Raw genomic sequence first — 25,911 nt, forward strand, 5'->3', positions numbered from 1 at the left:
TGTCGCGATCGGGCGAGCGGGTCCGAGGCAAGGCGAACGCCGCCAGGCGGCATTATCGAATAGAAATAATATTTGTCGGTGTGAGATAATCGTTGCTCAGTCAACTCCTCGCGTGCCGCCATGGTGACCAAAGCCAAGACACCTCCCGCCAAGTCAGTCGAACCTGGTGTCAAGGGAATTGCGCCGATTGATCCGGCACTGACCGAATCGTCACTGTACGTGCAGTCGGTCGAAAAGGCGATGAAGGTCCTGACCGCATTCGACGGGACGAAGCGGCAACTGACCCTGTCTGAAATCGCGGCACTGACGGGTTTCGACGTCAGCACCGCGCAGCGCTTCACTTACACGCTGACCGTGCTCGGTTATCTGAGCAAGGATGCCGAACGCAAGACTTACGAGCTATCGCCTCGCCTGCTCGATTTCACCTATCACTACCTGACCTCGAGCGAACTGGTCAGCCGCGCGGCGCCTTACTTGCAGCAACTTGGCTCAGAGACCGAGGAAGCCACCAATCTGACCGTGCTCGACGACACCGACATCGTGTTTGTGCTGCGTATCGTCAGCCGCAATGTCTTCAATGCCAACGTCATCGTCGGCTCGCGACTGCCGGCCTACTGCACTGCGCCCGGCCTGGCGATCCTCTCGACACTGCCGGAAGCTCAGGTCGACGATATTCTGTCCCGTACCCACCTCGTTGCGCACACGCCCTCGACCGTGACCAGTGTCAAGAAAATCAAGGAGCGGCTCGCCGTGATCCGGCGCACTGGCTATGCGCATACCGAAGACGAATACTTCATGGGAGACATCTCCACCGCGGCGCCGATCCGGGGATCCCATGGCCGGGGCATTGGCGCCGTCAATATCGCCGTGGCTCGCCCGCGCTGGAACGCCGAGCGGGATGAACGGCGCTTCGCCGACCTCGTTATTTCGACGGCCTCGGCCATTTCCCAGCACCGACGATTCGAGCAAGGATGAAGCTTGCGTTGCCCCAGTTTGAAATGTAGTATGTGATATATCAAAAGAAATGCGACATTCAAACTGGGAGACAAGGCATGAAGATCTGCATCTATGGTGCCGGCGCGATCGGCGGCTATATGGGCGCGAAGTTGGCGATGGCCGGTGCCGACGTGAGTTTCGTGGCGCGCGGCAAGCATCTGGCGGCAATGCAGGAGCGCGGTGTGCGGCTGCGAGAGGAGGGCGTCGAGCATACGGTGCCGGTGCGTTGCACCGACAACCCGGCTGAACTCGGTCCGCAGGACTACCTTCTCATTACCCTCAAAGCCCACTCGGTGCCGCCTGTGGTCGAAGCCATGCAGCCGCTGCTCGGACCCGACACCGCGGTGGTGACCGGCATCAACGGCATCCCGTACTGGTATTTTCACGAATATGGCGGCGAACTGGCCGGCACGGTGCTGCATAGCGTCGATCCGGGCGGCAAGCAGTGGCATGGGCTGGGCCCGCAGCGCGCGATTGGTTGCGTGCTTTATCCGGCAACGGAAATCGTCGAGCCAGGCGTGATCAAGCATGTGTATGGAAAGAAGTTCCCGATCGGCGAACCGAGCGGGGCGCGCACGCCGCGCGTCGAGCGGTTGCACGAAATCATGACCCGTGCCGGACTGGAGGCGCCGATTCGCGAAGACATCCGCGACGAAATCTGGCTCAAGTTGTGGGGCAATCTCTGCTTCAACCCGATCAGCGCGCTCACGCATGCCACGCTGGACGTGATTGCCGGCGACCCGGGCACGCGTGCGCTGGCCAAAACCATGATGCTCGAGGCCCAGGGTATTGCCGAGCATCTCGGTGCGCATTTCCGGGTCGGCGTGGAACGTCGCATCGACGGCGCCGGCGCGGTCGGCGCCCACAAGACGTCGATGCTGCAGGATCTGCTGCATGGCCGTCCGATGGAAATCGACCCGCTTCTGACCGTGGTTCAGGAAATGGGGCGGCTGGCCCAAATGCCGACGCCCACCATCGATATCGTTCTTGCTCTGATCAAACAGCGGGAGCGCATGGCGCTAGCCGCCTGAACCGGGTCCGATGCCCGAGCGCGGCCCGCTTTAGCAGAGGTACGCGCTCGAGTATGCAACAAGCATGGTCAGATCTTTGGACACGTTGTACACTGTATATCAATCATTAATGCGCTGACTTCATCAATCGTCGCGCAAAGGCAATCGAAGCAATTTAGAGCATTCGTTCAGTTTGTGGTATATCAGATACAAAATAATTGACGTCTGCTGCGGTGCAGCATATGATGGCGACATGAGTTAAGTTTTTGATGTTCGTTTTTTAACTTTTGGAGCTTGTCATGGAAATGCTGTCCCTGGGGTTGTTGGCTGTTCTTTTGGTTTCTACGGGTGCTGTGCTGACCGGTCTGTTGGCCGAGCGTTTGCCGTCGACGGTGAGCGCGTGTGCCGACGAAGGCCGTTTCGCTGGCCTGGGCGATGCGCAGCCGGCACATGATGAACAACGTGCGACCGTGACGACGGGTACTCGTCCGAGCGTTATTTAATGAGAGATGAATGTCCGCTGAAGCCCACTCCGAGATCCGTTCGAACGCGCTAGCGTTGTCGCTGCAGCCTATCAACGCCGGCGCCAGCCTGCGCGATCAGGCGTATGCCATGCTCAAGCAGGCGATCGCCGATGCAGATATCTACCAGTCGCGGGAGCCTGTGCGCCTGGATGAACGGGTGCTCAGCGAGGCGCTCGGCGTCAGCCGGACACCCATTCGGGAGGCGATGACGCTGCTCGAGCAAGAGGGCTTTCTGCGCACCGTGCCGCGGCGTGGCATATATATTCAGCGCAAAACCAAGCGGGAAATCGTCGAGATGATCCAGATGTGGGGCGCGCTGGAGAGCATGGCCGCACGCCTGGCTACACTGCACGCCAGTGACGAGGAGATTGCCGCGCTGCGTCATATGTTCGACGATTTTCGCGACACGACGCCTGCCGAGCACATTCAGGAGTACTCCGACGCCAATATCGCCTTTCACCAGGCGATCGTCGAACTGTCGAAATCGCAGATCATTCTCGAGACCATCAAGAATCTTTTTGTGCATGTGCGGGCGATCCGCAAGCTGACGATATCGCAAAGCGATCGTGCGTCGCGCTCGATTGTCGACCACCTCCGTATCATCGAGGCGCTGGAAAAGCGTGATACCGAGTTGGCTGAAAAACTGGTTCGCCAACATTCGCTCGACCTCGCCGACTACGTCGAGGCTCACTGCGATTTCCTCGACTGAGCACGCGCCGCGCAGCGGCACTGCCATCGTTTGAAAAACCGCGCTCGGGGCCGTCCCCCGGCGCGGTTTTTTGTTTATCTGCGCCAGCGCCGCGGAACAACATTTCCCTGACAAAAAAATCGGCTTCGAGCCACAAAAAAGTCGAAATAGGGCTTGTTAAAATCTGATATATCACATATCGTATGTCAACGGGATCGATTCTCTTGTTTCGCAAACGCGCGTGATGGTTTGAACCGGGCGGCCGATGTGCCGAGCCGACAGCGCAGCGGTTGCGGGCCAAACAACGGGCGACGGTCACGCTAAACCCGATCACAGTTCAAATACTTATTGTCGAAGGAGACAACCATGTCTGCAGTCGTCAACAACCGCACGGATTCGACCACAGCCGAAGACACGCTGAAGCAAAAAAGCCGGGAAGCCGGGGTGGTATCCGGAGGCCATCTGGTGGCCAAGGCGCTCAAGGCGGAGGGGGTGGATACGATCTTCACGCTGTGCGGGGGTCACATCATCGACATCTACGATGGCTGCGTGGATGAAGGCATCCGGATCATCGACGTTCGCCACGAGCAGGTGGCCGCGCACGCGGCCGACGGCTACGCGCGGCAAACCGGCAAGCTGGGATGTGTGGTGACCACGGCGGGGCCGGGGTGCACCAATGCGGTCACGGGGGTGGCCACCGCATTTCGCTCGGAGAGCCCGGTGCTGCACATTGGCGGGCAGGGCGCGCTCACGCAGCACAAGATGGGCTCGCTGCAGGATCTGCCGCACGTCGACATGATGGCGCCGATCACAAAATTCTCGGCCAGCATCCCGAGCACCGAGCGGGTGGCGGACATGATCTCGATGGCCGCGCGGGAGTGCTTCAACGGCGCGCCGGGCCCGGCGTACCTGGAGATTCCGCGCGACGTGCTGGACCGGGAGGTGGATCTGGCCAAGGCGGTACTGCCCAAGCCGGGGCACTACCGTGCGTCGACCAAATCGGTGGGAGATCCGCGCGACATCGAAAAGCTCGCGGACCTGCTGGTCGATGCCGAGCGCCCGGCCATCCTGTTCGGCCAGCAAGTGTGGACCGCGCGCGGGCACGAAGAAGCGATCGCGCTGCTGCGCGGGCTCGACATCCCGGGGTACTTCAACGGCGCGAGCCGGGGGCTGCTGCCGCCGGGCGATGCGCACCACTTCGACCGCACGCGCTCGCAGGCATTTGCCAACGCGGACGTGCTGGTCATCGTAGGCACGCCGTTCGACTTCCGCATGGGCTACGGCAAGCGCATCAGCCGCGAGCTCAAGCTGGTGCAAATCGACATGGACTACCGCACGGTGGGCAAAAACCGGGACATCGACCTGGGGCTGGTGGGCGATCCTGGGGCGATTCTCGGGGCGGTGCTGCAGGCTGCGGGCGGGCGCATCAAGAACGACAAGCGGCAGGCGCGGCGGCAGTGGATGAAACAACTGAGCGAAGCCGAGGCGGTGGCGCTGGACAAGGTGATGCCGCTGTTCCGGTCGGAAAACACGCCGATCCATCCGTACCGGGTGGCATATGAGCTCAATGAATTCCTGGGCGAGGACACCATCTACATCGGCGATGGCGGGGACGTGGTGACGATCTCGGCGCAGGCGGTTCGCCCGCGCAATCCGGGTCAGTGGATGGACCCGGGAGCGCTGGGCTCGCTGGGGGTGGGCACGGGCTTTGCGATCGCCGCGGGGCTGGCCAATCCGGGCAAGGAAGTGCTGTGCTACTACGGCGACGGGGCGTTCAGCATGACCGCGTTCGACATCGAGACGGCCAACCGGTTCGGGGTGCCGTACCTGGCGGTGGTGGGCAACAACTCGGCGATGAACCAGATCCGCTACGGGCAGCTGGCCAAGTACGGAGCGGAGCGAGGCAACGTGGGCAACCTGCTGTCGGACGTGCCGTTCGGGCGCTTCGCGGAAATGCTGGGCGGCTACGGCGAGGAAGTGCGCGATCCGGCGCAGATCGCCGGGGCGCTGCGGCGCGGACGCGAGGCGATTGCCAAGACGGGCCGCTCGGCGGTCATCAACATCTGGGTCGACCCGAGCGAGTACGCGCCCGGCACCAAGAATCAGACGATGTACAAGTAAGAGCACCGCCCGCATGCGCCTGACCGGGGGGCGACGCCGGTCAGGCGCATGCGGAGTCGGGGACGATGAAAAAACAGCTGCTCAGGAGACAAAGTTATGGATATGAAGGCCCTTGAAGGCGTGCGCATTCTCGACATGACGCACGTGCAGGCCGGCCCCACCGCCACGCAGTTGCTGGCGTGGTTCGGGGCCGACGTGATCAAGGTGGAAATGCCAGGGCGCGGCGATATCACACGTGCGCAATTGCGCGACGTGCCGGATGCCGACAGCCTGTACTTCACGATGCTCAACTCCAACAAGCGCAGCCTCACGCTCAATATCAAAGCGCCAAGCGGCAAGGCGCTGCTCGAGGATCTGGTGCGCCAATGCGATGTGATCGTCGAAAACTTCGGGCCTGGCGTGCTCGACCGCGCGGGTTTTACCTGGGAGCGCTTGCAGGCCCTGAATCCACGCATCAGCTACGCCTCGATCAAAGGTTTCGGTCCCGGTCCATACGTCGACTGCAAGGCCTATGAGAATGTCGCGCAATGCATGGGGGGCTCGGCCAGTACGACCGGCTTCGAGGATGGGCCGCCGGTGGTGACCGGCGCGCAAATCGGCGACTCCGGCACTGGCGTGCATTGCGTGGTGGGCATCCTCGCGGCGCTATTGCAGCGCGAGAAGACCGGGCGTGGACAGCGCATCGAAGTCGCCATGCAAGACGCCGTGCTGAACTTGTGCCGCGTCAAACTGCGTGACCAGCAGCGCGTGATGCGCGGTCCATTGCGTGAGTATCCGAACGAAAAATTCGAAGACTACGTGCCGCGTGCCGGCAACGCTTCGGGCGGTGGCCAGCCGGGTGCCGCGCTGCGCTGCTCGCCGGGCGGCGCCAACGATTACGTCTACGTCATTATTCAGCCGCAAGGCTGGGAGCCGTTGATGAAATTGTGCGGGCGGGAAGACCTGATCACCCATCCGGACTTTGCCATGCCCGAGGCGCGCCTCAAACACTTGCCGGAGTGCTTTTCGATTATCGAGGCGTGGACTCGCACCCAGACCAAGTTCCAGGTCATGGAGGCGCTCAACGCCGTGCACGTGCCGTGCGGCCCGATCCTCTCCACCCAGGACCTGATCGAAGACAAGTCGATGTACGAGCGCGGCTACCTGGTCGAGTTGGACCATCCGGTACGCGGCAAATACGTACAACTGGGTTGCCCGATCAATCTGTCGGATTCCCCGGTGGACGTGCAGCGCTCGCCGCTGTTGGGCGAACACACCGAGGAGATCCTCGCCTGGCTTGGCAAGAGCACTGCCGAAATAGACCAGTTGCGCGCCGAAGGTGCAATTTAGCGCGTCCTGCCAATTGCATTTTGGATGTCGAATAAAACCATGGGAGCGGACATGCCAATGCCAGACAGCCTTCAGGCCACGAGCCGGAAACCGGGCCGCTAGGCCAGCCAACCCGTTATATATTCGCCACTCGCGCCGCCGGGCAACCGGCGGCCGGGGGAGCTTTTATCCGACGCATGCCATGCAAAGTGAGAATTGACGATGACATCCTGGATACGCTATCGATCGGGCAGCGCCAATGTCGGCTTCGGCCGCTTGGAAAACGGCCGCATTCACGTGCACCAAGGCGATCTTTTCGACGCGCCGCAGCCGACCGGAGAAGTCCTGTCCGAGGCGGAAGTGACGAAACTCGCACCATGTCAGCCGAGCAAGATCGTGGCGCTATGGAACAACTTCCATGCGCTGGCGGCCAAGCTGGAAAAGGCCGTGCCGTCTCACCCGCTGTTTCTTATCAAGCCATCGACCTCGGTCTGTGGCACCGGCGAGGCGTTACGGCGTCCGCCCAGCTATGGCGGCAAGATCGTCTATGAGGGCGAGCTCGGCATCGTGATCGGCAAGCGCTGCAGCAACGTCGCGCCAGGCGATGCGGCCGATCACATTTTCGGCTACACCTGCGTGAACGACGTCACGGCGGCCGAGTTGCTCAACGAAGATCCGAATTTCGCGCAATGGACTCGCGCCAAGGGGTTCGATACCTTCGGCGTCATCGGTCCGGCGATCGTGCCGGGTTTCGATTGGCGCGCCGCGCATGTGCGCACCACGCTCGACGGTGTCGAGCGGCAGCATTATCCGCTGGCCGACATGGTGTTCGCACCGGAACAGATCGTCAGCCTGGTGTCGCGCGACCTCACTCTGCTGCCGGGCGACGTGATCGCCTGCGGTACGTCAATCGGCGTGGGCTCGATCAAGGATGGGGCGAGCGTGGCGGTGAATATCGAGGGCATTGGCACGTTATCCAACACGCTGGCCAAATAGCGAACGCATTTTTCGAAAGGCAAGCGGCCCTCATGGCCGAGATCGCCGTGCCAACGGCGCGGCAGCCGATGACGAGGTAGTGACGATGGCAATGACAATAGCGATACCGCGCGAAATCCACACCGGCGAGCGGCGCGTGGCAGCGACGCCCGAGACAAGCGCGCAATTGATCAAACTGGGCTATGCGGTGAGTGTGGAAGCCGGCGCGGGCGAGGCCGCGGCTTTCTCCGACGAGATGTATCGCGCGGCCGGCGCGAGTATCGTCAACGACGTGCGCGCGCTATGGGCCGGCGCCGACATCGTGCTCAAGGTCCGTGCGCCCGAGATGCATACGCTGCTCGGCTGCAACGAGGCGCATCTGCTCAGGCCCGAAGCGACGCTGATCGGCTTCATCTGGCCCGCGCAAAACGCCGTGCTGCTCGAGACGCTGGCAGCGCGTCGCGCCACGGTGCTGGCGATGGATTGCGTGCCGCGCATCTCGCGCGCGCAAAAACTCGACGCGCTCAGTTCGATGGCCAATATGGCGGGATACCGCGCAGTGGTCGAGGCCGCGCAACATTTCGGCCGCCCGTTTACCGGGCAAATCACTGCCGCGGGCAAGATTCCGCCGGCCAGAGTGCTGGTGATCGGCGCCGGCGTCGCCGGCCTGGCGGCCATCGGCGCGGCACGCGGGCTGGGCGCCATCGTACGGGCCTTCGATACGCGGCCCGCGGTTCGGCAGCAGGTCGAAAGCCTTGGCGCGGAGTTTCTCGAACTCGACTTTCAAGAAGACGGCAGTGGCGCAGGCGGTTACGCCAAGCAGATGAGCGCCGAGTTCATCGCCGCGGAAATGGCGCTGTTCGAGACGCAGGCCAAGGAGGTCGACATCATCATCACGACCGCGCTGATTCCCGGCAAGCCGGCGCCCAAGCTGATTTCCGAGCAGGTGGTGGCCAGCATGCGGCCGGGCAGCGTGATTGTCGACATGGCGGCCGAGCAGGGCGGCAATTGCGAGTTGACGCGCCCCGGCGAGGTGGTGGTGCGCCATGGTGTGACGATGGTCGGCTACACCGATCTGCCAAGCCGCCTGGCGACGCAGTCGAGCCAGCTCTATGGCACCAATCTACGGCATTTGCTGACCGATCTGACGCCAGACAAAGATGGGCAACTGGTGCTTGATCTGAACGACGAAGTGATCCGCGGCACGACCGTGCTCCACCTCGGCACGGTTACCTGGCCGCCGCCCGCGCCGCCGGCGCCCCAGGCCGTGCCGCCGCAAGCCGCTGCGCCGTCGGTGCCGCCACAGCCGGCCCCCGCCACGTTGCCGGCCGGGCGCGGCGCGCCCATGCTTTGGTTTGTCATCGGCGCGGCGCTGCTGCTGGCCTTGGGCTCGGTCGCGCCGGCCGCCTTCATGGCCCATTTCACGGTGTTCGTGCTGGCCATATTCATCGGCTATCAGGTCGTCTGGAACGTCACGCCTGCGCTGCACACGCCGCTCATGAGCGTGACCAATGCGATCAGCGGGATCATCGTCATCGGCGCGCTGCTGCAACTGGGCGCAACGCTGCCGTTGGTCAAAGTGCTGGCCGGCATCGCGGTGCTGATCGCGGCGATCAACGTCGCCGGCGGTTTCCTGGTCACGCAGCGCATGCTGAAGATGTTCCAGCGCGACTGAGCCGTTCACGCATGCCTGATCGACAATAAAATTTCACGGGAGACCCTTATGCCAAACGGCATTTTCAATATGGCCTACCTGGGCGCCGGCGTCCTGTTCATCCTCAGCCTGGGAGGCTTGAGCCAGCCGGGCACGGCGCGGCGCGGCAATCTGTGCGGCATGGTCGGCATGGGAGTGGCGGTGGTTGCCACCGTTTTGCTGATGCGCGGGGTGGGGCTGACGGTGCTGGTGCCCGCGATGCTGGTGGGCGCGCTCGCCGGCGCGGTGCTGGCGCGGCGGGTGGCAATGACCGGCATGCCGCAACTGGTGGCCGTGCTGCATAGTTTCGTCGGCCTGGCGGCGGTGCTGGTGGGGTTCGCCAACGCGGCCGAGCCGGCGAGCGGGCTGGCCGGCGCCGAGCGAATCATCCATGAAGCCGAAACCTATCTGGGGGTCTTCATCGGTGCGATAACCTTCTCGGGCTCGCTGATCGCATTCGGCAAATTGCAGGGCACGATCGGCGGCAAGCCGCTGCTGCTGCCGGCACGCCACGCGCTTAACATTGCGGGGCTGGCGCTGTGCGTGTGGCTTGGCACGCTGTTTTTCGGCGCTGCCAGCGTGCATGGCGCATTGCTGGCATTGCTCGCCATGAGCGTCGTTGCCTTGATCATCGGGGTTCATCTGGTGATGGCCATCGGCGGGGCCGATATGCCGGTGGTGGTGTCGATGCTCAACAGCTACTCCGGGTGGGCCGCCGCGGCCACCGGCTTCATGCTCGGCAATGACTTGCTGATCGTGACCGGCGCGCTGGTGGGCTCATCCGGTGCCATTCTGAGCTACATCATGTGCCGTGCGATGAATCGCAAATTCCTCTCGGTGATTCTCGGCGGCTTCGGCGCGTCCGCCGCGGCGGCGCCTGCCGGCACCGCACCGGCAGGCGAAGTGGTCGCCACCTCGGTGGAGGAAGTCGGCACGCTGCTGCGCGATGCCGGCGAGGTCATCATCGTGCCCGGTTACGGCATGGCGGTGGCCCAGGCTCAGGCGACCATCAGTGAGATTACCCGGCGCCTGCGCGCGGCCGGCGTCAACGTGCGCTTCGGTATCCACCCCGTGGCCGGACGCCTGCCTGGCCATATGAACGTGCTGCTGGCCGAGGCCAAGGTACCTTACGACATCGTGCTCGAGATGGAGGAAATCAACGACGATTTCGCCAACACCGATGTCGTGCTGGTCATCGGCGCCAACGACATCGTCAATCCCGGCGCGCTGGAAGACCCGGCCAGTCCGATTGCCGGCATGCCTGTGCTGGAGGTCTGGAAGGCTCGTCACGTGGTGGTCTCCAAGCGGAGCATGGCAGCAGGCTACGCGGGTGTGGATAACCCGCTGTTCTACAAAGAAAATACCCGAATGTGGTTCGGCGATGCGAAAGGCAGTGTGGATGCCTTGCTCAAACAGTTGGCGATGTGAGTGATGACGTGGCCGGGGCTCCCGGCCCGATGGTCCATCGACGCGCCGCGTCGTCCTTGTCCATTGCGTTGTCAAAAGGTGGGGGGGCTGCGACCCAACCATAGCGCCGCATTTCTGTGTGAGGCGACGTGGCCGGCCAAGGTGGAAACGGTGCCGGAGGGCGGTGCAACCGATTTGCGAAGCCGGTTGCACGCCACCCGCTTGTTGCGGCGCGGCGTGCTGGCTATTGCGCCGTGCAGATAGGGCAGATCCCTAACGCATGTTCAGTTCCATGAAGCAACGGCAATGCTCGTGCTTCTTGCTATAAATCAACTGACTCAAAAAGTCGGCGTCGTAGGCGTTGAGCAAATGCGGCTGGCAAGTCTCGAGGTAGAGGGCAATGCGGGTTTTCTCGCAATCCGCCTCAAGGCTGTTGAGCCAGTGCAGCGTTTCGATGTGCCAGCGAAAACGCAATCCCAATTCGCTGAAAACGGCGTTATATGCGCGCAAATCTGCGTCATCGTCGTGATGTGACGCACTCGCGGCACGTGTTGCCGAAGCGCGTGAGGCGGTGGTGGCTTGCATGATCGAGTCCCTCCTGAGTGTCATGTTATTCGATGATTAGCAGGATAGGTCGAATCAAGTATTTGCAATAGTTAAATGTTTATTATAAAACCATAAGTAATTATTTATGAATGAGCTGACCGCCGGAGCGCAGCTCAGGCATCCCACGGCAAATGTGTGTACTTGGCAATCAGGCGTGCGCCATCTTCCATCAGAAAGTTTTTGAAGGCCAGCGCGACCGGCGGCAGGCGTTTATTTTTGCGATGCACCACGAACCAGTTGAGCATCACCGGGAAACCTTCGACGTCGAGCACGACGAGATTGCCGACCTGCAGCTCCAGCGCAACGGTATGAATCGATAGAAAACTGATGCCCATGCCTGCGATCACGGCCTGCTTGATCGTTTCGGTACTGGAGATTTCCATGGCGATATTTGGGTTCGGCAGCCGTCCGGCGAACCCGTCCTGCATCGAGTTCCAGGTGTCGGAGCCTTTCTCGCGCACGATGAACGGTTCGCGAGCCAGTCGCGCGATGGGGATGTTCCGCTTGCGCGCCAATGGATGGCTGGGCGGCGCCACAACGACATACGGGTGCGGCGCAATCGACTCGTTGAGCGTATCCATGTCCAGCGGCGGACGCACCATGACAGCCAGATCGGTCAGGTTGGCGGTCAACTGGTGAAGCAATTCCTCGCGGTTGTGAACCGCCAGATTGAGCACCACACCGGCATGGCGGCGCGAGAACTCGGCCAGCAGGCGTGGAAAGAAATAGTCGCCGGCGCTGATGACCGATACGTTGAGCTTGCCGCCGGAGATCCCCTTGAAGCGGGCCATGGCTTCTTCGGCTTCGCGAAACTGTCCGATGATCGAGCGCGCGTAATGGAGCATTTCACTGCCGGCCGGGGTCAGGTAGATCTTCTTGCCGAGTTGCTCGAACAGCGCCAGACCCGCATGCTCCTCGAGTTGCTTGACCTGCGTGGAGACGGCCGGCTGCGTTAGGTGCAGTTCTTCGGCCGCGCGGGAAAAGCTCAGGTGACGGGCCACGGTTTCGAACACTTTGAGCTGGCGCAGGGTCGCATTTTTCATGGGGGAAACCCGGTATTCATAAGGTGGGGGTAATGATGACGGTAAGAAAGTTTAATTTTTACTAATTGTGCTTTGAACTTAGCATCATGGCAAGGCAAGCGCCGTCTCAGGCCGCGTTTACCGGGCGAGGCTTCCGCCGGAAGTCATTCTTAGATTCAAAAACGTTTCAGAGAGTGAGGCAGTGGCGGTAATCCGTGCTGCCGTGGGCGACAGCGCCGTGCCGGCAAGGTACGGGCGGCCCCACGCTCGCAATGCTTGCCGGCAGGCCTGCGGCAAGCTTGGCGACAACGATAAACGGAGACAAGCATGGCGAATCAACTGGAAAGCACCGAACCGGGTACGGGTTCGGGGCGCTCAAACCGCTGGTTTCAACTTACCCTCGCAGTGTTGTGCATGGCACTGGTGGCGAATCTGCAATACTCCTGGACCCTGTTCGTCGAGCCGATGAACAGCAAGCATCAGTGGGGTATTGCGGCGATCCAGGTGGCATTCTCGATCTTCGTTCTCACCGAAACCTGGCTCGTGCCGATCGAAGGTTGGCTGGTCGACCGCTTCGGGCCGCGCCCGGTGGTTGCGTTCGGCGCACTGTGCGTGGGGCTGTCGTGGGTTCTGTATGGTCAGGCCGAGAGCCTGCCGATGCTTTATTTCGGCGCCGTGCTGGCCGGTTTGGGCGCCGGTTGCGTCTATGGCACTTGCGTGGGCATCGCGCTGAAGTGGTTTCCAGATCGCCGCGGTCTGGCCGCTGGCATTACGGCAGCAGGCTTCGGCGCTGGCGCTGCGCTCACGGTGATCCCGATCGCCCGGATGATTCACAGCTCAGGCTACGAGCACACATTTCTGTTCTTCGGCATCTTCCAGGGCGTATGCATTTTGCTGCTGTCGATGCTGCTGATCCGGCCTCGTACACCGAAAAATTTCGTGGCGTCCAAGGCGAATCTGGCGAGCAAGGTGGATTACCTGCCGGGCCAGATGGTCAAGACGCCGGTGTTTTGGGTAATTTACGCATGCTTTGTCGCGGTGGCCGCCGGTGGTCTGATGGCGACTGCACAGATCGGTCCGATCGCTAAGGATTTTGGCTTGGCCAAGATGCCGGTTTCGGTGTTGGGTTTATCTCTGCCGCTGCTGACCCTGACGTTGTCGATCGATAACCTGTGCAACGGCTTTACTCGCCCTCTGTGTGGTTATCTGTCGGACAAGATCGGCCGGGAAAACACCATGTTCATCGTCTTCACTGGCGAGGGCCTGGCGATGCTGGGCTTGATGGCATTCGGTCACAACCCGGCGGCTTTCATGTTCTTCGCCGCGATGACGTTCCTGTGCTGGGGAGAAATCTTCTCGATCTTCCCGGCCGTGTGCGCCGATACCTTCGGTTCGAAGTACGCCGCATCCAATGCCGGCACGCTGTACACCGCCAAGGGCACGGCTTCGCTGCTGGTGCCGCTGGCCTCCGTGCTGGCAGCAGGCGGTCGCTGGGATCGCGTGTTCCTGTTCGCTGCGACCATCAGCATTCTGGCCGCGATCTGCGCCAAATTCGTGCTCTCGCCGATGCGTCGCCGTTGGATGAGCGGGGTGGCGGCCATGGCCGCGAATCCGGTCGGCGGCGTGCCGCCCGGTGCACGCTTCACGCAACTGCCCGAGCAAACCGGCGAGTAGTGTGCAGGTAGTCTCGTCGCGATAGCGAACCCGGCCCGATGATTGCCTAGCGCAGCATCGGGTCGTTGGCAGCTTTCGTGCCTCGGTTCCTATTCGCTCCCGTTGGCTCCTTGCTCAGGTGCGGATCGATTCGATGAATATCTCACTGCATCAACTCAGGGTATTTACCGCCGTCGCGCAGCAACGCAGCTTCACCCGCGTCGGCGATTTGTTTGGCTTGACCCAATCGGCCATCAGCCGCGCCGTGCGCGAACTCGAGCACGAAATCGACTTGAAGCTGTTTGATCGCACGACACGTCAGGTTCGGCTGACCGAGGCGGGTGAAAATCTGGCTGGCCGTATCGGCCATTTGATCGAAGAAATCGACGATGTGCTGCACAACAGCCACGGCGCGCGCGAGCAACTGCGCGGCGTAGTGCGGGTGGCCGGCGCGCCGCTGCTGTCGTCGAGCCTGATCCCGGAGTGCATGGCGAATTGCCACGCGCTGTTTCCGGAATTGTCGGTGGTTCTGTATGACAAGGCGCAGCAGGCGGTGCTGCAATGCGTGACACATGGCGCCGCCGATTTCGGCGTGATCGCCGACCCGGCCGACGGCAGCTTCGATCTGTCGACCGAGTTCGACTGCGAGACCTTGCTGGTCGAGCCCCTGTGCGTGGTGCTGCCTGCCGGACATCCACTGGCCGCTCAAGCGCTCGTGCCGTGGCAGGCGCTGCGCGGAGCGGTACTGAGTCTGCCCGACACCGACTGCGGGGCTCAGCCGGTGGTGCAGCGCGCGCTGGCAGCCAATGGTTTGCAGTACCGTGCAGACCAGGGTTTCAGCCACCCCGCGGCGATTCTCAAAATGGTGTCGCTGGGGCTGGGGTTGGGCGTGTTGCCGGCTGCCGCCGTCTCGACTATCGATATGCCTCAACTGGAAGTGCGCCCATTGTCGCCCACCGTGACCTGCCGGACTCTTCTGGTTCGCCGCAAAGGACGCTCGCTGCGTCCCGGGGCGGCGACACTGTGGAATCAGTTGACTGCCTGCGTCGGCCAGCGGGTGCTGAGCGACGCGGCGGCGTGATGAGTCGATGGTAGATCGTCGCCCGGCGCGCCGGTCTAGCGCATTCCCAGCTTGCGCACGCGAAGCAGCGCGAAGATGCTCGCCAGCGACGCAGCCATCAAGTAGAAACTCGGCGCCAGCTTGTCGCCGCTGGCGCTGATGAGCCAGGTGATGATGAACGGCGCGAAGCCGCCGAAGATGGTCACGGCGATGTTATAGGCAAGCGACATGCCGGTGGTGCGCGTCTGGGTCGGGAACAGGTCGCTGAGCAGCGCGGGCAGCGCGCCGAAGTAGGCCGACATCAGGATGCCGATGAAAATCTGCACGCAGATCATGACGCCGAAGGTCGGATGCGTGGCCAGCAGCCGATAGATCGGGTAGGCGAGCACCAGAAACAGCACCGCGGCAGCGAGCATGATGCCGGTGCGGCCGTGTTTGTCGGACCACATGCCGACCAGCGGCGAGCAGATCAGTTGCACTACGCCGGTGGCGATGATGGCGGTGAAGGCGACCGAGGCCGGCATGCCGAGCTGCTTGATCGCATAGGTGGGCATGTAGAGCACCGAGTAAGTCGAGACGGTGGCCAGCACGACCGCGCCGATGGCCAGCAGCAGACGCTCTTTTTGGCTCGCGAAAGTATCGGCCAACGGGGTTTGGGTGGGTTCGGCGGCGAGAAACTCGGGGGTTTCGTCGATCTTGGTGCGAATGTAGTAAGCCACCGGGCCGATCAGCAAGCCGAAGAAAAACGGAATACGCCACCCCCAGCTTTGCATTTGCTCGTGACTGAGCGAGTGGGTGAGGATGGCGCCGAACGCTGCGGCCAGCAGCGTGGTGATGCCCTGGCTGGCGACCTGCCAGCTGGCGAAAAAGCCGCGCCGTGCCGGCGCATGCTCTGCCAGAAAGGCGGTCGCGCTGCCGAACTCACCCCCTGCCGAGAACCCCTGAATCATGCGCGCGAGCACGATGCCGGCCGGCGCCAGCACGCCGATCGAGGCGTGCGTGGGCATGATCGCAATCAGCAGCGTGCCGCTCATCATCAGCAGGATGGACAAGGTGAGCGCGGCTTTGCGCCCGGCCCGATCGGCGTAGACGCCCAGTACGATGGCGCCCAGCGGGCGCATGAAAAACGAGACGCCGAAGGTGCCCAAGGTAAGCAGTAGCGAAACTGTGTCGTTGCCGGACGGGAAAAACAGTTTCGAGATGGTGACGGCAAAAAAGCCGTAGACAACCAGATCGAACCATTCGAGGGCGTTACCGATCGAGGCCGATACGATGACGCGCCAGGCGTGCGGCGGCGTCGTGCTTTTGGCCAGCGCGGGGGTTGCGGCGGTGCTCATGCTGTCTCCTGTGGATTGCGTGGTTTGTGCTTTGCTTTGTTATTGCCCATTAACCGGACGGTGCTGCGGCTGATGGATTGCGGCGCACGGCGCCCGACATCGTCGTGCGCCGAATTCACACCGATGATGCTGCCGTGATCCGGGTGCCAGCCATGGCGAGCGAATCACGCCTGCTCGGCTTCGGCTGCCAGGCCGCACAGCGCCTGATGGATCGCCAGGCGGCTTTGCCCCAGCAGCAACCCCTTCCAGAGGTCATGCTCGCTGTGAAAGGTGTCGCGCGAGGTTTGGCGGATCTGTTGGGCCAGTGCAGGTGACGCGTCGGGATGCGCGCGCAGCCAGACGTCGCCACGCAGAGCATCGACCATCGGCTCGAACGGCACGGTGCCGTACTCGAGCGCCATGGTGGCGATACGGGCTTCGGGGCAGGCGGCGGGCAGCAGCCCGCCGATCAGGCCGGTGATGTCGGCCGACGAGGCCGTGCCGGCGAAGGGCACGGTCACATCGCCGCCCCACCAGCGCTGCGCGCGTGCCACCGCGGTCATGTCGCGCCCACCGGTGTAAATCTTTTCGCCGTGCCCGCACGGGCCCAGGCCCGTGTGATAGTCGATCCAACCGATATCGGGGAATTCAGCGGCGTGGGTGCGCAGCACGTGCTCGAGCGTGCGCAGCGATTGGCTGCGCGCGGCGCCGCCGTAGAAGATACCGTCGGGGTGCGTGTACTGTCCGCGCGAGACCGCGTCGCGGTACCGAATCAATCCGTGTTCGGCGATGTAGTCGGCGATCGCTTGCCGGTTTTGCTCGCTGGGCGGCCAACTCGGCGGCACCAGCAGCGGGTGCAGTTCAGCGTAGCCCGGGTTCTCCGGCAGCGCCACGTCGAACGGCTGAGCATTACGGTTCAGGTCGATATTGTCTTCGTTGGTGCGGCTCAGCCATGAAAAGCCATAGGGGTTCAGGGCGTGGATCAGCAACAAAGCGACTTTTGCGTCGGCCGCGCGCGCGAGCAGCGCTTCGTCGCCGAGCAACTGAAGCTGGCAGCCCGATCCGCAGAAGCCTTCCATGCCGTGTGTGGCCGAGGTGAGGATCAGTAGTCCACGTGCGCCTGACGGGCGAATCAGCGCAATGTCGGTGGACAGTTCCTCGCCCGCCGCGCCACGCACTTCGAGCGGGAACGATTCGATGTGAGCCGCGCGAGCCCGTGCGGCGTCGAGAAAGCGTTGACGCGCCTGCGCATAGTCGCGGGAGAAGCAGCGTTCGGCCAGCAGGGAAAATGCCATGGTCATGCGGGGAGCCTCCGGCAATGAGCAAGTGTCGTTGGTCGAGGAGCGGCGTGCGGCGCGGCGCTTGCGGTTCGCGGCCGGTCCGCTGCCTTCGGTCGGCGACACAATGGTTTTAATGGTATAAAAATCGCTTAATCAGGAAAAGACAATATTTTTACGTCAACGATCAACTTTTGTTGTCGGGTGACGCAAGGGGATCCGATGAAACCGCAGCAGCTCCGAACCTTCGTGGCGGTCGCCGAGCATCGCAGCATCCGCGCCGCGGCACGCGCCCTCTGTGTTTCGCAGCCGGCCGTCACACGCATCGTGCGTGAACTGGAGCAGGATCTGGGCGTCGCGCTGGTCACGCGCAGCGTGGCCGGAGTGGCGTTGACCGATGCCGGCCTGGCTTTTCACGCAAGAGCCAGCCTGCTGCTCGAGGAGATGCGGCGAGCCCGCGAGGAGTTGCTGTTTATGAAGGAGGGCGGCCACGCACATGTGGCGGCGGCGATGACCTCGACGGTCGGCATGACTCTGCTGCCGGCGGCGCTCGAATCGTTCATGCAGCGCATGCCGCAGGCGCGGGTGACGATCAGCGAGGATTCGTCGCCGGTGGTGGCGTTGCAAAAGCTGCAGAATGGCGCGTTCGATTTCGTGATCGCCAACACGTTGCCGGAGAGTCTGTCCGCGGAATTCAGCCAGCAGCCCCTGTTCCTGATGGATTGGATCGTCGGCGCGCGGGCCGGCCATCCGATGAGCGGCGCCAGTTCGTTGCGAGAGTTGCAGGATGCGCTATGGATCGTGCCGTCGCGCACGCTGACGTTTTTCCACGACCTCTTCACGATGCAGCAGCTGGAAGCGCCGAGCCGGATTCTCGAGTGCGAGTCGTTCGCGATTGCCACGCATCTGCTGGGCCGCATGGATATGCTTGGACTGTTTTCCGCGGCGCTGTTCGACCAGGAGCTGGTCACGCGCGGCGCGTGTGCATTGCCCCTGCGGGAGATCTTTCCGCCGGCGGAGGTGAGTATCGTGACACTGCGCCGCAGCCGCTTGACGCCGGCCGCGCAGGGATTGATCGAATGCCTGCAGGCGTTACCGCTGCCAGCTGGCATGCACCGCGTGCGGACCTGACGCAACACCGCGCAGGCGCACGTCAGGGCGTCGCCGGCCGAACTATTCCGGGACGATTTTCAGCGAGAATTTCTCCTGTGCTTCGGCGATGACTTTGCCGACCCGCGCCTGACATTCGATCGGTCCGAAAAAAAGCAGAACCTCCCAATTGCCGGCGGATGGCGCCTTGCCCAGCTTGGGGCGGATATCCTCGATATGGCAACGGCAGGATGACGTGCAACGCTCGCGCAGCAGCGCATTGACGGATTCGATCAGTTCACTCGTTGATTTTGCGGCGCGCTCCATGACGTGTTTCCTGGCTCGATATCGAGGATGGGGTGCGACGTTTTTTTTAACTTTAGATGATTTCCTTGCCGGGCTTCCTTAAGGCATGGCAAAAGAGTGGGAATATTGGGCAATTTTTGTAAATACGCAACAATTCAAAGACGCTTGCCAGTCGGAATTCTTCATGGGAAAGGCGTCGAATTTTCACACTAATACAAAAAAATAAATACAAATTATGGCACTTTAAGTATCGAATCAAATGATCGGATGTTGTCTTCCCAAGCCGCTTGAGGATGACTACGATAGGTGAGGTCACAAATTGAGTGACCCGCATCTGGATTGAGGAGACAAACGTGAGACGCCAGCGCAAAGCCAAAATCGTTGCCACCCTGGGACCGGCCAGTGGCGATTTGTCGAAGATCCGGGCCTTGTTCGATGCCGGCGTGGATGTGTTCCGTCTGAATTTCAGCCACGGCACGCACGATGACCATCGTGCGCGACTCGAGGCCGTGCGCCAGGTCGAGCGCGATACCGGCCGGCCGATTTCGGTGCTGGCCGATATGCAGGGGCCCAAGCTGCGCATCGGCACGTTTGCTGCCGGGCGTGTGGCAGTCAAGACCGGCGAGCGCTTTGTGCTCGACACGGATACGGCGCCGGGTGACGCCAGTCGCGTATATCTGCCGCATCCGGAATTGTTCGACGTTGCAGCGCCCGGCCAGTCGCTGCTGATCGACGACGGCAAGGTGCAACTGTTGATTGAATCGGTGAGTCCCGAGCGGATTGTCACCAAGGTCATGAACAACGGCATGCTGTCGGACCGCAAAGGCGTCAACGTACCTGACGCGGTAGTGCCGATCGCCGCGCTGACTGCCAAGGACCGCGTCGACCTCGATTTCGCGCTGTCGCTCGGCGTCGACTGGATCGGCCTGTCATTCGTGCAGCGTGAGGCCGACGTGCTGGAGGCGCGCGCGCTGGTCGGCACGCGCGCCGGTTTGCTGACCAAGATCGAAAAACCGATGGCGATGAAGGAATTGCCGGCCATCGTGCAGGCCAGCGACGCGGTGATGGTCGCACGCGGCGATCTCGGCGTGGAATTGCCGCCCGAGCGCGTGCCGGGCGCGCAGAAGCGGATCCTGCGGGTGTGCCGCCAGTACGGTAAGCCGGTCGTGGTGGCCACCCAGATGCTCGAATCGATGATCGAGTCGCCGGTACCGACGCGTGCCGAGGCGTCCGACGTTGCCACGGCGATCTACGACGGCGCGGACGCAGTGATGCTCTCGGCCGAATCGGCCAACGGCAAGTATCCGGTCGAGGCGGTATCGATGATGAATCGCATCATCACCGAGGTGGAGCGCGACCCGTTGTACCGGAATATGCTCGACGCGCAGCACGAGAACCCCCTGTCGACCCGCCAGGATGCCATTTGCGCCGCACTGCGCGAGGTCTCGACGATCATCGGCGCGGTGGCCAGCGTGACGTACACGTCATCGGGGGCGACCGCGCTACGAGCGGCGCGTGAGCGGCCCAGCACGCCAATTGTCAGCATGACGCCCAATCTGGAGGTCGCGCGCCGGCAATCGTTGACGTGGGGCGTGCATTCGACGGTCGGCCCGGACGTGCAAAGCGTCGGCGAGATGGTCGAGGCGGCGTGCCGGGTTTGCCTGACCGAGGGGTTTGCGAAGGAGGGCGATCAGATCACCATCGTGGCCGGCATGCCGTTCGGACAGGGAGGCACGACCAACCTGCTGCGCGTGGCGGAGGTCAGCGCGGTGGCGGGCAGCACGGCCGCGAGCGCCGAGGCGCGGAGCACGAGCGCGGCGCCGTCCGAGTATGCCGCAGCCTGGTAGGAAGCGTGCCACGGGCGAACGAAGAAGGGCGTGGCGGTTGCAGTAGGGCAGTCAGGCAGGTGTGAGGCAGACAAGCGAGAAGAAACGAAGCGCGCGGCTGGGGCAACCCGGCCGCGCGTTTTTGATGGCGGGCCCGTGGCACTATCGGCAAATACCCTGATTTTGACTTTGCTTCGAGATCCTATAGTAGAAGAACTGGTAGCGCGGGATGCCTAATGAAAAAGGTGTAAAGAACGCGACATAAAGCGTCTCGGCTACGCGATGTGGGAGAAGCGCCCAAACGCGCGAGCAGATATGGGCACGCCCGTGGCGACAGACCGGTCTGTCGGCCCGGTGCCTTCTGGCCCCACCAGTGATGGCTCTCCGGGGGAAGAGTATGCGGGTACGGGTCCGCCTGCTTTCATTATTGCCTGTCTGGATTGTGCTGACGTGCGCCTTGGCGGCGTCGGCCGCCACGTATTTGCTCAGCGACCGTCTGGTCGAGCGGGCCATGATGTTCAAGTTCGCCGACCATGCCGGCAGTGTTCGGGCGCTGGTCGCCACCCGAATGCATTCGTATACCGATGTGCTGGTCTCGTTGCAGGCGTTTGTCAGGACCAATGAACCTGTCTCGCGCGAAGCGTTCCAGTCCTTCTACGACGGCTTGAATCTGCCTGCGCGATATCCCGGTTTCCAATCCGTCAGCTTCGTGCGTTATGTGCCCGCGGCCCAACTGGAGGCCTTCCTGGCGCGGCAGCGGGGCGACCCTGTCTGGCGTTCGGCGCACATTCGGTTCTCGCTGATGCCGCCGGGCGCTCGTCCGGCCTACTACGTCGTTACGGACGTCGCACCGATGAGTGCGAATCTGGCTTCGCTGGGGCGCGATATCGGGGCCGACCTGGCGCATCTGCAGGCGCTCGAGCGCGCGCGTGACAGCGGCACGCTATCCAGCAGCGGGTCGCTGAGCACCTCGGCCGAAGGCGGCATCGCGCTGAGCTTGCCGGTCTATCGCAAGGCGGAGCCGGTCGATACGGTTGCCGAGCGGCGCCTGGCCTATGTCGGCTCGATCGGCGCGGTGATCCGTTTGAAGGACCTGATGCGCGGCATCCTGAACGATATGCAGTTGCGCGAACTGCATTTCAGAATTTTCGATGCAGGGCCTTACGACGGGGCACAGCAAACGCACAGGGTCGAGCGGCTGCTGTTCGACAGCATGCGTCTGCTGCCGCCCGACGCTCGCCTTGCGACGGGCGGCCGTTGGCTCAGGCAGCGCATGCCGCTGACCTTTGGCGGACGATTGTGGATCATCGATTTTTCCGCCCGAGCCCAGGCACTGCAGGGGTCGGATCGCTACATCCCGCGCATGGTGCTCGGCGGCGGCATGTTGATCAGCGTGCTGCTGGCGGTCTTGACGTACGTGCTGAGTCATTCGCGGGAGCGTGCCGTGGCGCTGGCCAGGCAAATGACGCACAGCCTGCGCAAGAGCGAACTGGCGCTGGCCGAGGCGCAGCGCATTGCCCACTTTGGCAGCTGGAGTTACGACGCCGGCGACGGATCTTTTCAGTACTCCCACGAGATGGCCCGCCTGCTGGGCAGGAGGCCGCGGGCGGGGCTGGGCACGGGTACGCTGGGCGATCTGCTCGAAGCGATAGCCCCGGAGCACCGCACATTGTTGAGCGCGCATATCGATGGGGCTCTGCATCAGCGTCAGGGGTTCGAGCTGGCATGCCGCTATCGGGTCGCCACGGGCAGGGCGGGATGGTTGTCCCTGATCGGCCGCCCGCCCACGGGCAGTGCGCCGCTCGTGTTGCACGGCACCGCAATGGAAATCACGCAACGCAAGCAAGCCGAGCAGGGTTATCAGCTCGAGCATGCGATTGCTCTCAAACTGGGCACCGCTGGCCTCGATGACGACATCGTCACGCCGCTGCTGGAGTCCGTCTGCACCGGCATGCGCTGGGACGCGGCGGCATTCCGGCCGACTCGCACGGGTGCGGCGCAGGGGCTGCAGGGAGGGCGTTTTACGCCGATGCCGCGACTGGCGTCGTGGCTGGCCCGAAATCCGCCGGTGTCAGACGATGTCGCATGTGCGCCTGAGCCAGGCCCCAAGTGGCTCAATCGCAGGGCCGACCTCGCACAGTTGCCGCATGCCCGGTGGCTCGCGCAGGCAGAGGTCGCGACGCTGCTGTCGGTTCCGTTGCGCCTCGAATCGGTGTTGCTGGGGGTGATGGAGTTTTACTCGCTGCGGCGCCTGCGTACCGACCGGGCCGCCCTGGACATGGCCAGCTCGATGATCAGTCAGATGGAGCAGTTCATGCGGCGGCGGCGGGCCGAGCGGGACTTGCGATATGTGGCGACGCACGATGCCCTGACCGGGCTGCCGAACCGGCTGCTTTTCAACGACACGCTGCGGGCGGTGCTGGCCGAAGCTGCGAGCGACCCGCAGCCGTTTCATCTGATGTTCGTCGACGTCGACCAGTTCAAGCAGATCAACGACACGCTGGGTCACGATGCCGGCGATGCGCTGCTCAAGTCGTGCGCCGAGCGGCTGCGCGGCGAGTTGGGGCACGCCCGGATGCTGGCCCGCCTGGGCGGCGACGAATTCATCGTCGTGCTGGCCGAGCAGCCTGGCGCGCCCAGCCTTTTGGACACGCTCAGGGCAGTGCAGGCCGTGTTCGCCGCGCCGGTGACGATCGACGGCGCGGAAATGAAGGTGACGGTGAGCATTGGCGTGAGCACTTATCCGCAGCACGGCACCGATGCCTCGACCCTGCTCAAGCATGCCGACATCGCGATGTATCGCGCCAAGGAGCGCGGCAGAAATAACTTTCAGTTCTACGCGCAGCCGATGGGCGCGTCGATACAACGGGCGGCCAGTCTCGAGTCGCACTTATGGCACGCGCTCGAAAACCGGGAGCTGGCCCTGTATTACCAGCCGCGTCTGTCTTTGCGCAGCGGGGAGATCACTGGCGTGGAAGCGCTGCTGCGCTGGCGTCATCCGACGCACGGCATGCTCTCGCCCCAGCAGTTTGTTCCCATTGCGGAGAAGTCGGGACTAATCGTGCCGATCGGGGCCTGGGTGCTGCGTGAGGCGTGCCGTCAAAATGCGGCGTGGCGTAACCAGGGCCTGCCGTCGTTGCGGGTGGCGGTCAATTTGTCGGCCCGGCAATTCATCGGCAACGATCTGGCGCAGGACGTGACGCTCGCACTCGGTGAGGCGGGACTGCCTCCCACCGCATTGGAACTGGAGCTGACCGAAACCCTGATGATGCAGCAACCCGAGCAGGTCAGCCGGGTATTGTCGCAGCTCAGGGCGAAAGGAGTGACCATTTCGGTCGACGATTTTGGCACCGGGTATTCGTCGCTAGGCTATCTGAAACGCTTTCCAATCGACGCGGTCAAGATCGACGGCGCGTTTATCAAAAATATTCCAAAAAATCAGAGCGATATGCAGATTACCGCATCGGTGATCGCGCTCGCGCACGGATTGCACCTGAGTGTGATAGCCGAGGGCGTCGAGAGCGAGGCGCATATGGCGTTCCTGCGCGCCCACGATTGCGACGAAATCCAGGGGTTTTATTTCAGCAAACCGCTGCCGGCCAGCGCGGCGACACGGTTTTTAACTTACCGCGAGGATGCCGCGCCGAGTTCGTCGCTCGGGTGATTCAACCGCGTGCCGGGGCGTGTTTTCGCCGGCCGGGACCCCGGTCGGCGATCTGGCGAATCGCCTAATCGAATTATTCGGCAGCGATGACTTGCGCGGCAGCGTTGATCACGGCGGCAATGCGGCCAACGTCGCGCAACTGCTGCACGCTCATGCCGGCTTTGCGCAGGCCGTCGAAGTGGGCATGCACGCAATGCGGGCACTTGCCGACGATGGAGGCAGCCAGCGCATACATTTCGAAGCGGCGCGCGTCGACGCCGCCATGATTGGCATAGGCGTTCATGCGCAGCCCGGCAGGCTGTGTCTTCAGTTCTTCGTCACCGGCCATGTCGAGGTACGGATACCAGACGTTGTTCATGCCCATCAGCGCCGACGCGGTGAGCACGCCCTGGACCTCTTCGGGCGGCAGGATGCCGGCCCCGCGAATCGCATCGATCAGGAATTTGCTTTTGGCGGCAAACGCGGCGGCCAGCGCGACACCCAGCGCATCGTTGCCCTCGAGCGACGAGCGGGCGATCGTGCCATCCAGATTCAGGCGAATGTCCTTGGCGTAATCGGGAATCCGATCCTTAATTGCATTCAGAAATTCCATTGATTTCTCCTATCGATTTTGGCTGAAAAAGCCCGCTTGCGCGGGCTATCGGGTCGCAGGGCTGGAACCGGGCCGAACCCGGTTCGCCGAATGCGGCCTCGCAGATGCGATTACAGCGTTTGACCACCGACCGAGCGGTTGCACGGGCACAGTTCGTCCGTTTGCAGGCCGTCGAGGATACGCAGCACTTCTTGCGGGCTACGGCCCACGTTCAGGTTGTTGACCGACACGTGCTGAATCACGTTGTCCGGGTCGACGATGAAGGTCGCACGCAGGGCAACGCCTGCTTGCTTGTCGCGCACGCCGAGTTGGTCGATCAGTTCGCCGCGCACGTCGCCGAACGCATAATGGTTCAGCTTGTCCAGGTCCTTGTGCTCGCGGCGCCATGCCAGTTTGACGAATTCGTTGTCGACGCTGCCGCCCATCAGAACCGCGTCGCGCTCGGCGAATTGGCCTGCCAGCTTGCCGAATTCGACGATTTCAGTCGGGCACACGAAGGTGAAGTCCTTCGGGTAGAAATAGATGACTTTCCATTTGCCCGGGAAGGAGGCTTCGGTAATTTCCTCAAATGCCGATTGGCCGTTTTCTTCAGGGTGGTTGAAGCCAGGCTTGGCGGCGGTGACGCTGAATGCTTCGAGTTTATCGCCCACGGTTTTCATCAATAAGCTCCTTGATTACGGGGTTAAGAAAATGGATTGCCGTACTGGAAATCGGAAAGATTTCAAATCTAGCGGCTGCAAATCACAGGTTTGTGACCACGGAAATGATTCTACACTAT

21 protein-coding genes are annotated in these 25,911 nt (G+C 62.6%); 14 read left to right on the forward strand and 7 right to left on the reverse strand.

Going from position 1 to position 25,911, the window contains the following annotated elements:
- Positions 1-120: 120 nt before the first annotated feature.
- The 9 genes from PATSB16_RS07940 (at position 121) to PATSB16_RS07980 (ending at position 10,743) form a co-directional block, all read left to right on the forward strand.
- Positions 121-975 carry an IclR family transcriptional regulator gene (locus PATSB16_RS07940; RefSeq protein WP_047213610.1) on the forward strand — a complete coding sequence of 285 codons (855 nt, stop codon included), beginning with the start codon at positions 121-123 and terminating at the stop codon, positions 973-975.
- A 77-nt stretch (positions 976-1,052) separates the two neighbouring features.
- Complete coding sequence (locus tag PATSB16_RS07945) at positions 1,053-2,027, forward strand: 2-dehydropantoate 2-reductase (protein WP_047213613.1); 975 nt, start codon at positions 1,053-1,055, stop codon at positions 2,025-2,027.
- Between the two features lie 278 nt (positions 2,028-2,305).
- Positions 2,306-2,509, forward strand: a complete 204-nt coding sequence (locus PATSB16_RS07950) for a hypothetical protein (RefSeq protein ID WP_047213614.1) — start codon at positions 2,306-2,308, stop codon at positions 2,507-2,509.
- Between the two features lie 10 nt (positions 2,510-2,519).
- The gene (locus tag PATSB16_RS07955) at positions 2,520-3,239 is read left to right on the forward strand and encodes a GntR family transcriptional regulator (RefSeq protein WP_047213616.1); all 720 of its coding nucleotides are present in this window, start codon (positions 2,520-2,522) and stop codon (positions 3,237-3,239) included.
- Between the two features lie 345 nt (positions 3,240-3,584).
- Positions 3,585-5,339 (forward strand): thiamine pyrophosphate-binding protein, encoded by a 1,755-nt coding sequence (locus tag PATSB16_RS07960; protein WP_047213618.1) that lies wholly within the window; start codon positions 3,585-3,587, stop codon positions 5,337-5,339.
- A gap of 96 nt (positions 5,340-5,435) precedes the next feature.
- Positions 5,436-6,668, forward strand: coding sequence for a formyl-CoA transferase (gene frc / locus PATSB16_RS07965; RefSeq protein ID WP_047213619.1), 1,233 nt, complete (start codon positions 5,436-5,438; stop codon positions 6,666-6,668).
- Between the two features lie 201 nt (positions 6,669-6,869).
- Complete coding sequence (locus PATSB16_RS07970; protein WP_047213621.1) at positions 6,870-7,643, forward strand: fumarylacetoacetate hydrolase family protein; 774 nt, start codon at positions 6,870-6,872, stop codon at positions 7,641-7,643.
- 85 nt (positions 7,644-7,728) lie between these two features.
- Entirely contained in the window at positions 7,729-9,297 is a 1,569-nt protein-coding gene (locus tag PATSB16_RS07975; RefSeq protein WP_047213623.1) for a Re/Si-specific NAD(P)(+) transhydrogenase subunit alpha, read from the forward strand.
- A 48-nt stretch (positions 9,298-9,345) separates the two neighbouring features.
- Positions 9,346-10,743, forward strand: a complete 1,398-nt coding sequence (locus tag PATSB16_RS07980) for an NAD(P)(+) transhydrogenase (Re/Si-specific) subunit beta (protein ID WP_047213625.1) — start codon at positions 9,346-9,348, stop codon at positions 10,741-10,743.
- Between the two features lie 252 nt (positions 10,744-10,995).
- On the opposite strand, the gene PATSB16_RS07985 is transcribed toward PATSB16_RS07980, so the two are convergent.
- Both PATSB16_RS07985 and PATSB16_RS07990 read right to left on the reverse strand, forming a co-directional pair.
- Positions 10,996-11,307 (reverse strand): hypothetical protein, encoded by a 312-nt coding sequence (locus PATSB16_RS07985; protein WP_047213627.1) that lies wholly within the window; start codon positions 11,305-11,307, stop codon positions 10,996-10,998.
- 134 nt (positions 11,308-11,441) lie between these two features.
- The gene (locus PATSB16_RS07990) at positions 11,442-12,371 is read right to left on the reverse strand and encodes a LysR family transcriptional regulator (RefSeq protein ID WP_047213629.1); all 930 of its coding nucleotides are present in this window, start codon (positions 12,369-12,371) and stop codon (positions 11,442-11,444) included.
- A 306-nt stretch (positions 12,372-12,677) separates the two neighbouring features.
- Between PATSB16_RS07990 and oxlT the strand changes: the two genes are divergently transcribed.
- Complete coding sequence (gene oxlT / locus PATSB16_RS07995; protein WP_047213631.1) at positions 12,678-14,024, forward strand: oxalate/formate MFS antiporter; 1,347 nt, start codon at positions 12,678-12,680, stop codon at positions 14,022-14,024.
- 133 nt (positions 14,025-14,157) lie between these two features.
- Entirely contained in the window at positions 14,158-15,084 is a 927-nt protein-coding gene (locus tag PATSB16_RS08000; RefSeq protein WP_047213633.1) for a LysR family transcriptional regulator, read from the forward strand.
- Between the two features lie 35 nt (positions 15,085-15,119).
- Here PATSB16_RS08000 and PATSB16_RS08005 read toward each other — a convergent pair whose 3' ends face one another.
- A complete protein-coding gene (locus tag PATSB16_RS08005; RefSeq protein WP_047213635.1) occupies positions 15,120-16,400 on the reverse strand; it encodes an MFS transporter in 1,281 nt (426 codons plus the stop codon).
- Between the two features lie 164 nt (positions 16,401-16,564).
- Complete coding sequence (locus PATSB16_RS08010) at positions 16,565-17,680, reverse strand: M14 family metallopeptidase (protein ID WP_237170320.1); 1,116 nt, start codon at positions 17,678-17,680, stop codon at positions 16,565-16,567.
- Positions 17,681-17,878: 198 nt separating this feature from the next.
- On the opposite strand from PATSB16_RS08010, the gene PATSB16_RS08015 reads away from it, so the two are divergent.
- On the forward strand, positions 17,879-18,787 hold the full coding sequence (locus PATSB16_RS08015; RefSeq protein WP_047213638.1) for a LysR substrate-binding domain-containing protein: 909 nt from the start codon (positions 17,879-17,881) through the stop codon (positions 18,785-18,787).
- Between the two features lie 42 nt (positions 18,788-18,829).
- On the opposite strand, the gene PATSB16_RS08020 is transcribed toward PATSB16_RS08015, so the two are convergent.
- On the reverse strand, positions 18,830-19,072 hold the full coding sequence (locus tag PATSB16_RS08020) for a hypothetical protein (protein WP_047213640.1): 243 nt from the start codon (positions 19,070-19,072) through the stop codon (positions 18,830-18,832).
- A gap of 332 nt (positions 19,073-19,404) precedes the next feature.
- On the opposite strand from PATSB16_RS08020, the gene pyk reads away from it, so the two are divergent.
- Positions 19,405-20,898, forward strand: a complete 1,494-nt coding sequence (pyk, locus tag PATSB16_RS08025) for a pyruvate kinase (protein ID WP_047213642.1) — start codon at positions 19,405-19,407, stop codon at positions 20,896-20,898.
- 376 nt (positions 20,899-21,274) lie between these two features.
- Positions 21,275-24,541 carry a bifunctional diguanylate cyclase/phosphodiesterase gene (locus PATSB16_RS08030; protein WP_169918204.1) on the forward strand — a complete coding sequence of 1,089 codons (3,267 nt, stop codon included), beginning with the start codon at positions 21,275-21,277 and terminating at the stop codon, positions 24,539-24,541.
- 73 nt (positions 24,542-24,614) lie between these two features.
- Here PATSB16_RS08030 and PATSB16_RS08035 read toward each other — a convergent pair whose 3' ends face one another.
- Together PATSB16_RS08035 and PATSB16_RS08040 are read right to left on the reverse strand one after the other, a co-directional pair.
- Positions 24,615-25,133, reverse strand: a complete 519-nt coding sequence (locus PATSB16_RS08035) for a carboxymuconolactone decarboxylase family protein (RefSeq protein WP_047213645.1) — start codon at positions 25,131-25,133, stop codon at positions 24,615-24,617.
- 110 nt (positions 25,134-25,243) lie between these two features.
- A complete protein-coding gene (locus PATSB16_RS08040) occupies positions 25,244-25,792 on the reverse strand; it encodes a peroxiredoxin (RefSeq protein ID WP_047213647.1) in 549 nt (182 codons plus the stop codon).
- Positions 25,793-25,911 lie beyond the last annotated feature (119 nt).

It is taken from the genome of Pandoraea thiooxydans (assembly GCF_001931675.1).
Lineage (GTDB): Bacteria > Pseudomonadota > Gammaproteobacteria > Burkholderiales > Burkholderiaceae > Pandoraea > Pandoraea thiooxydans.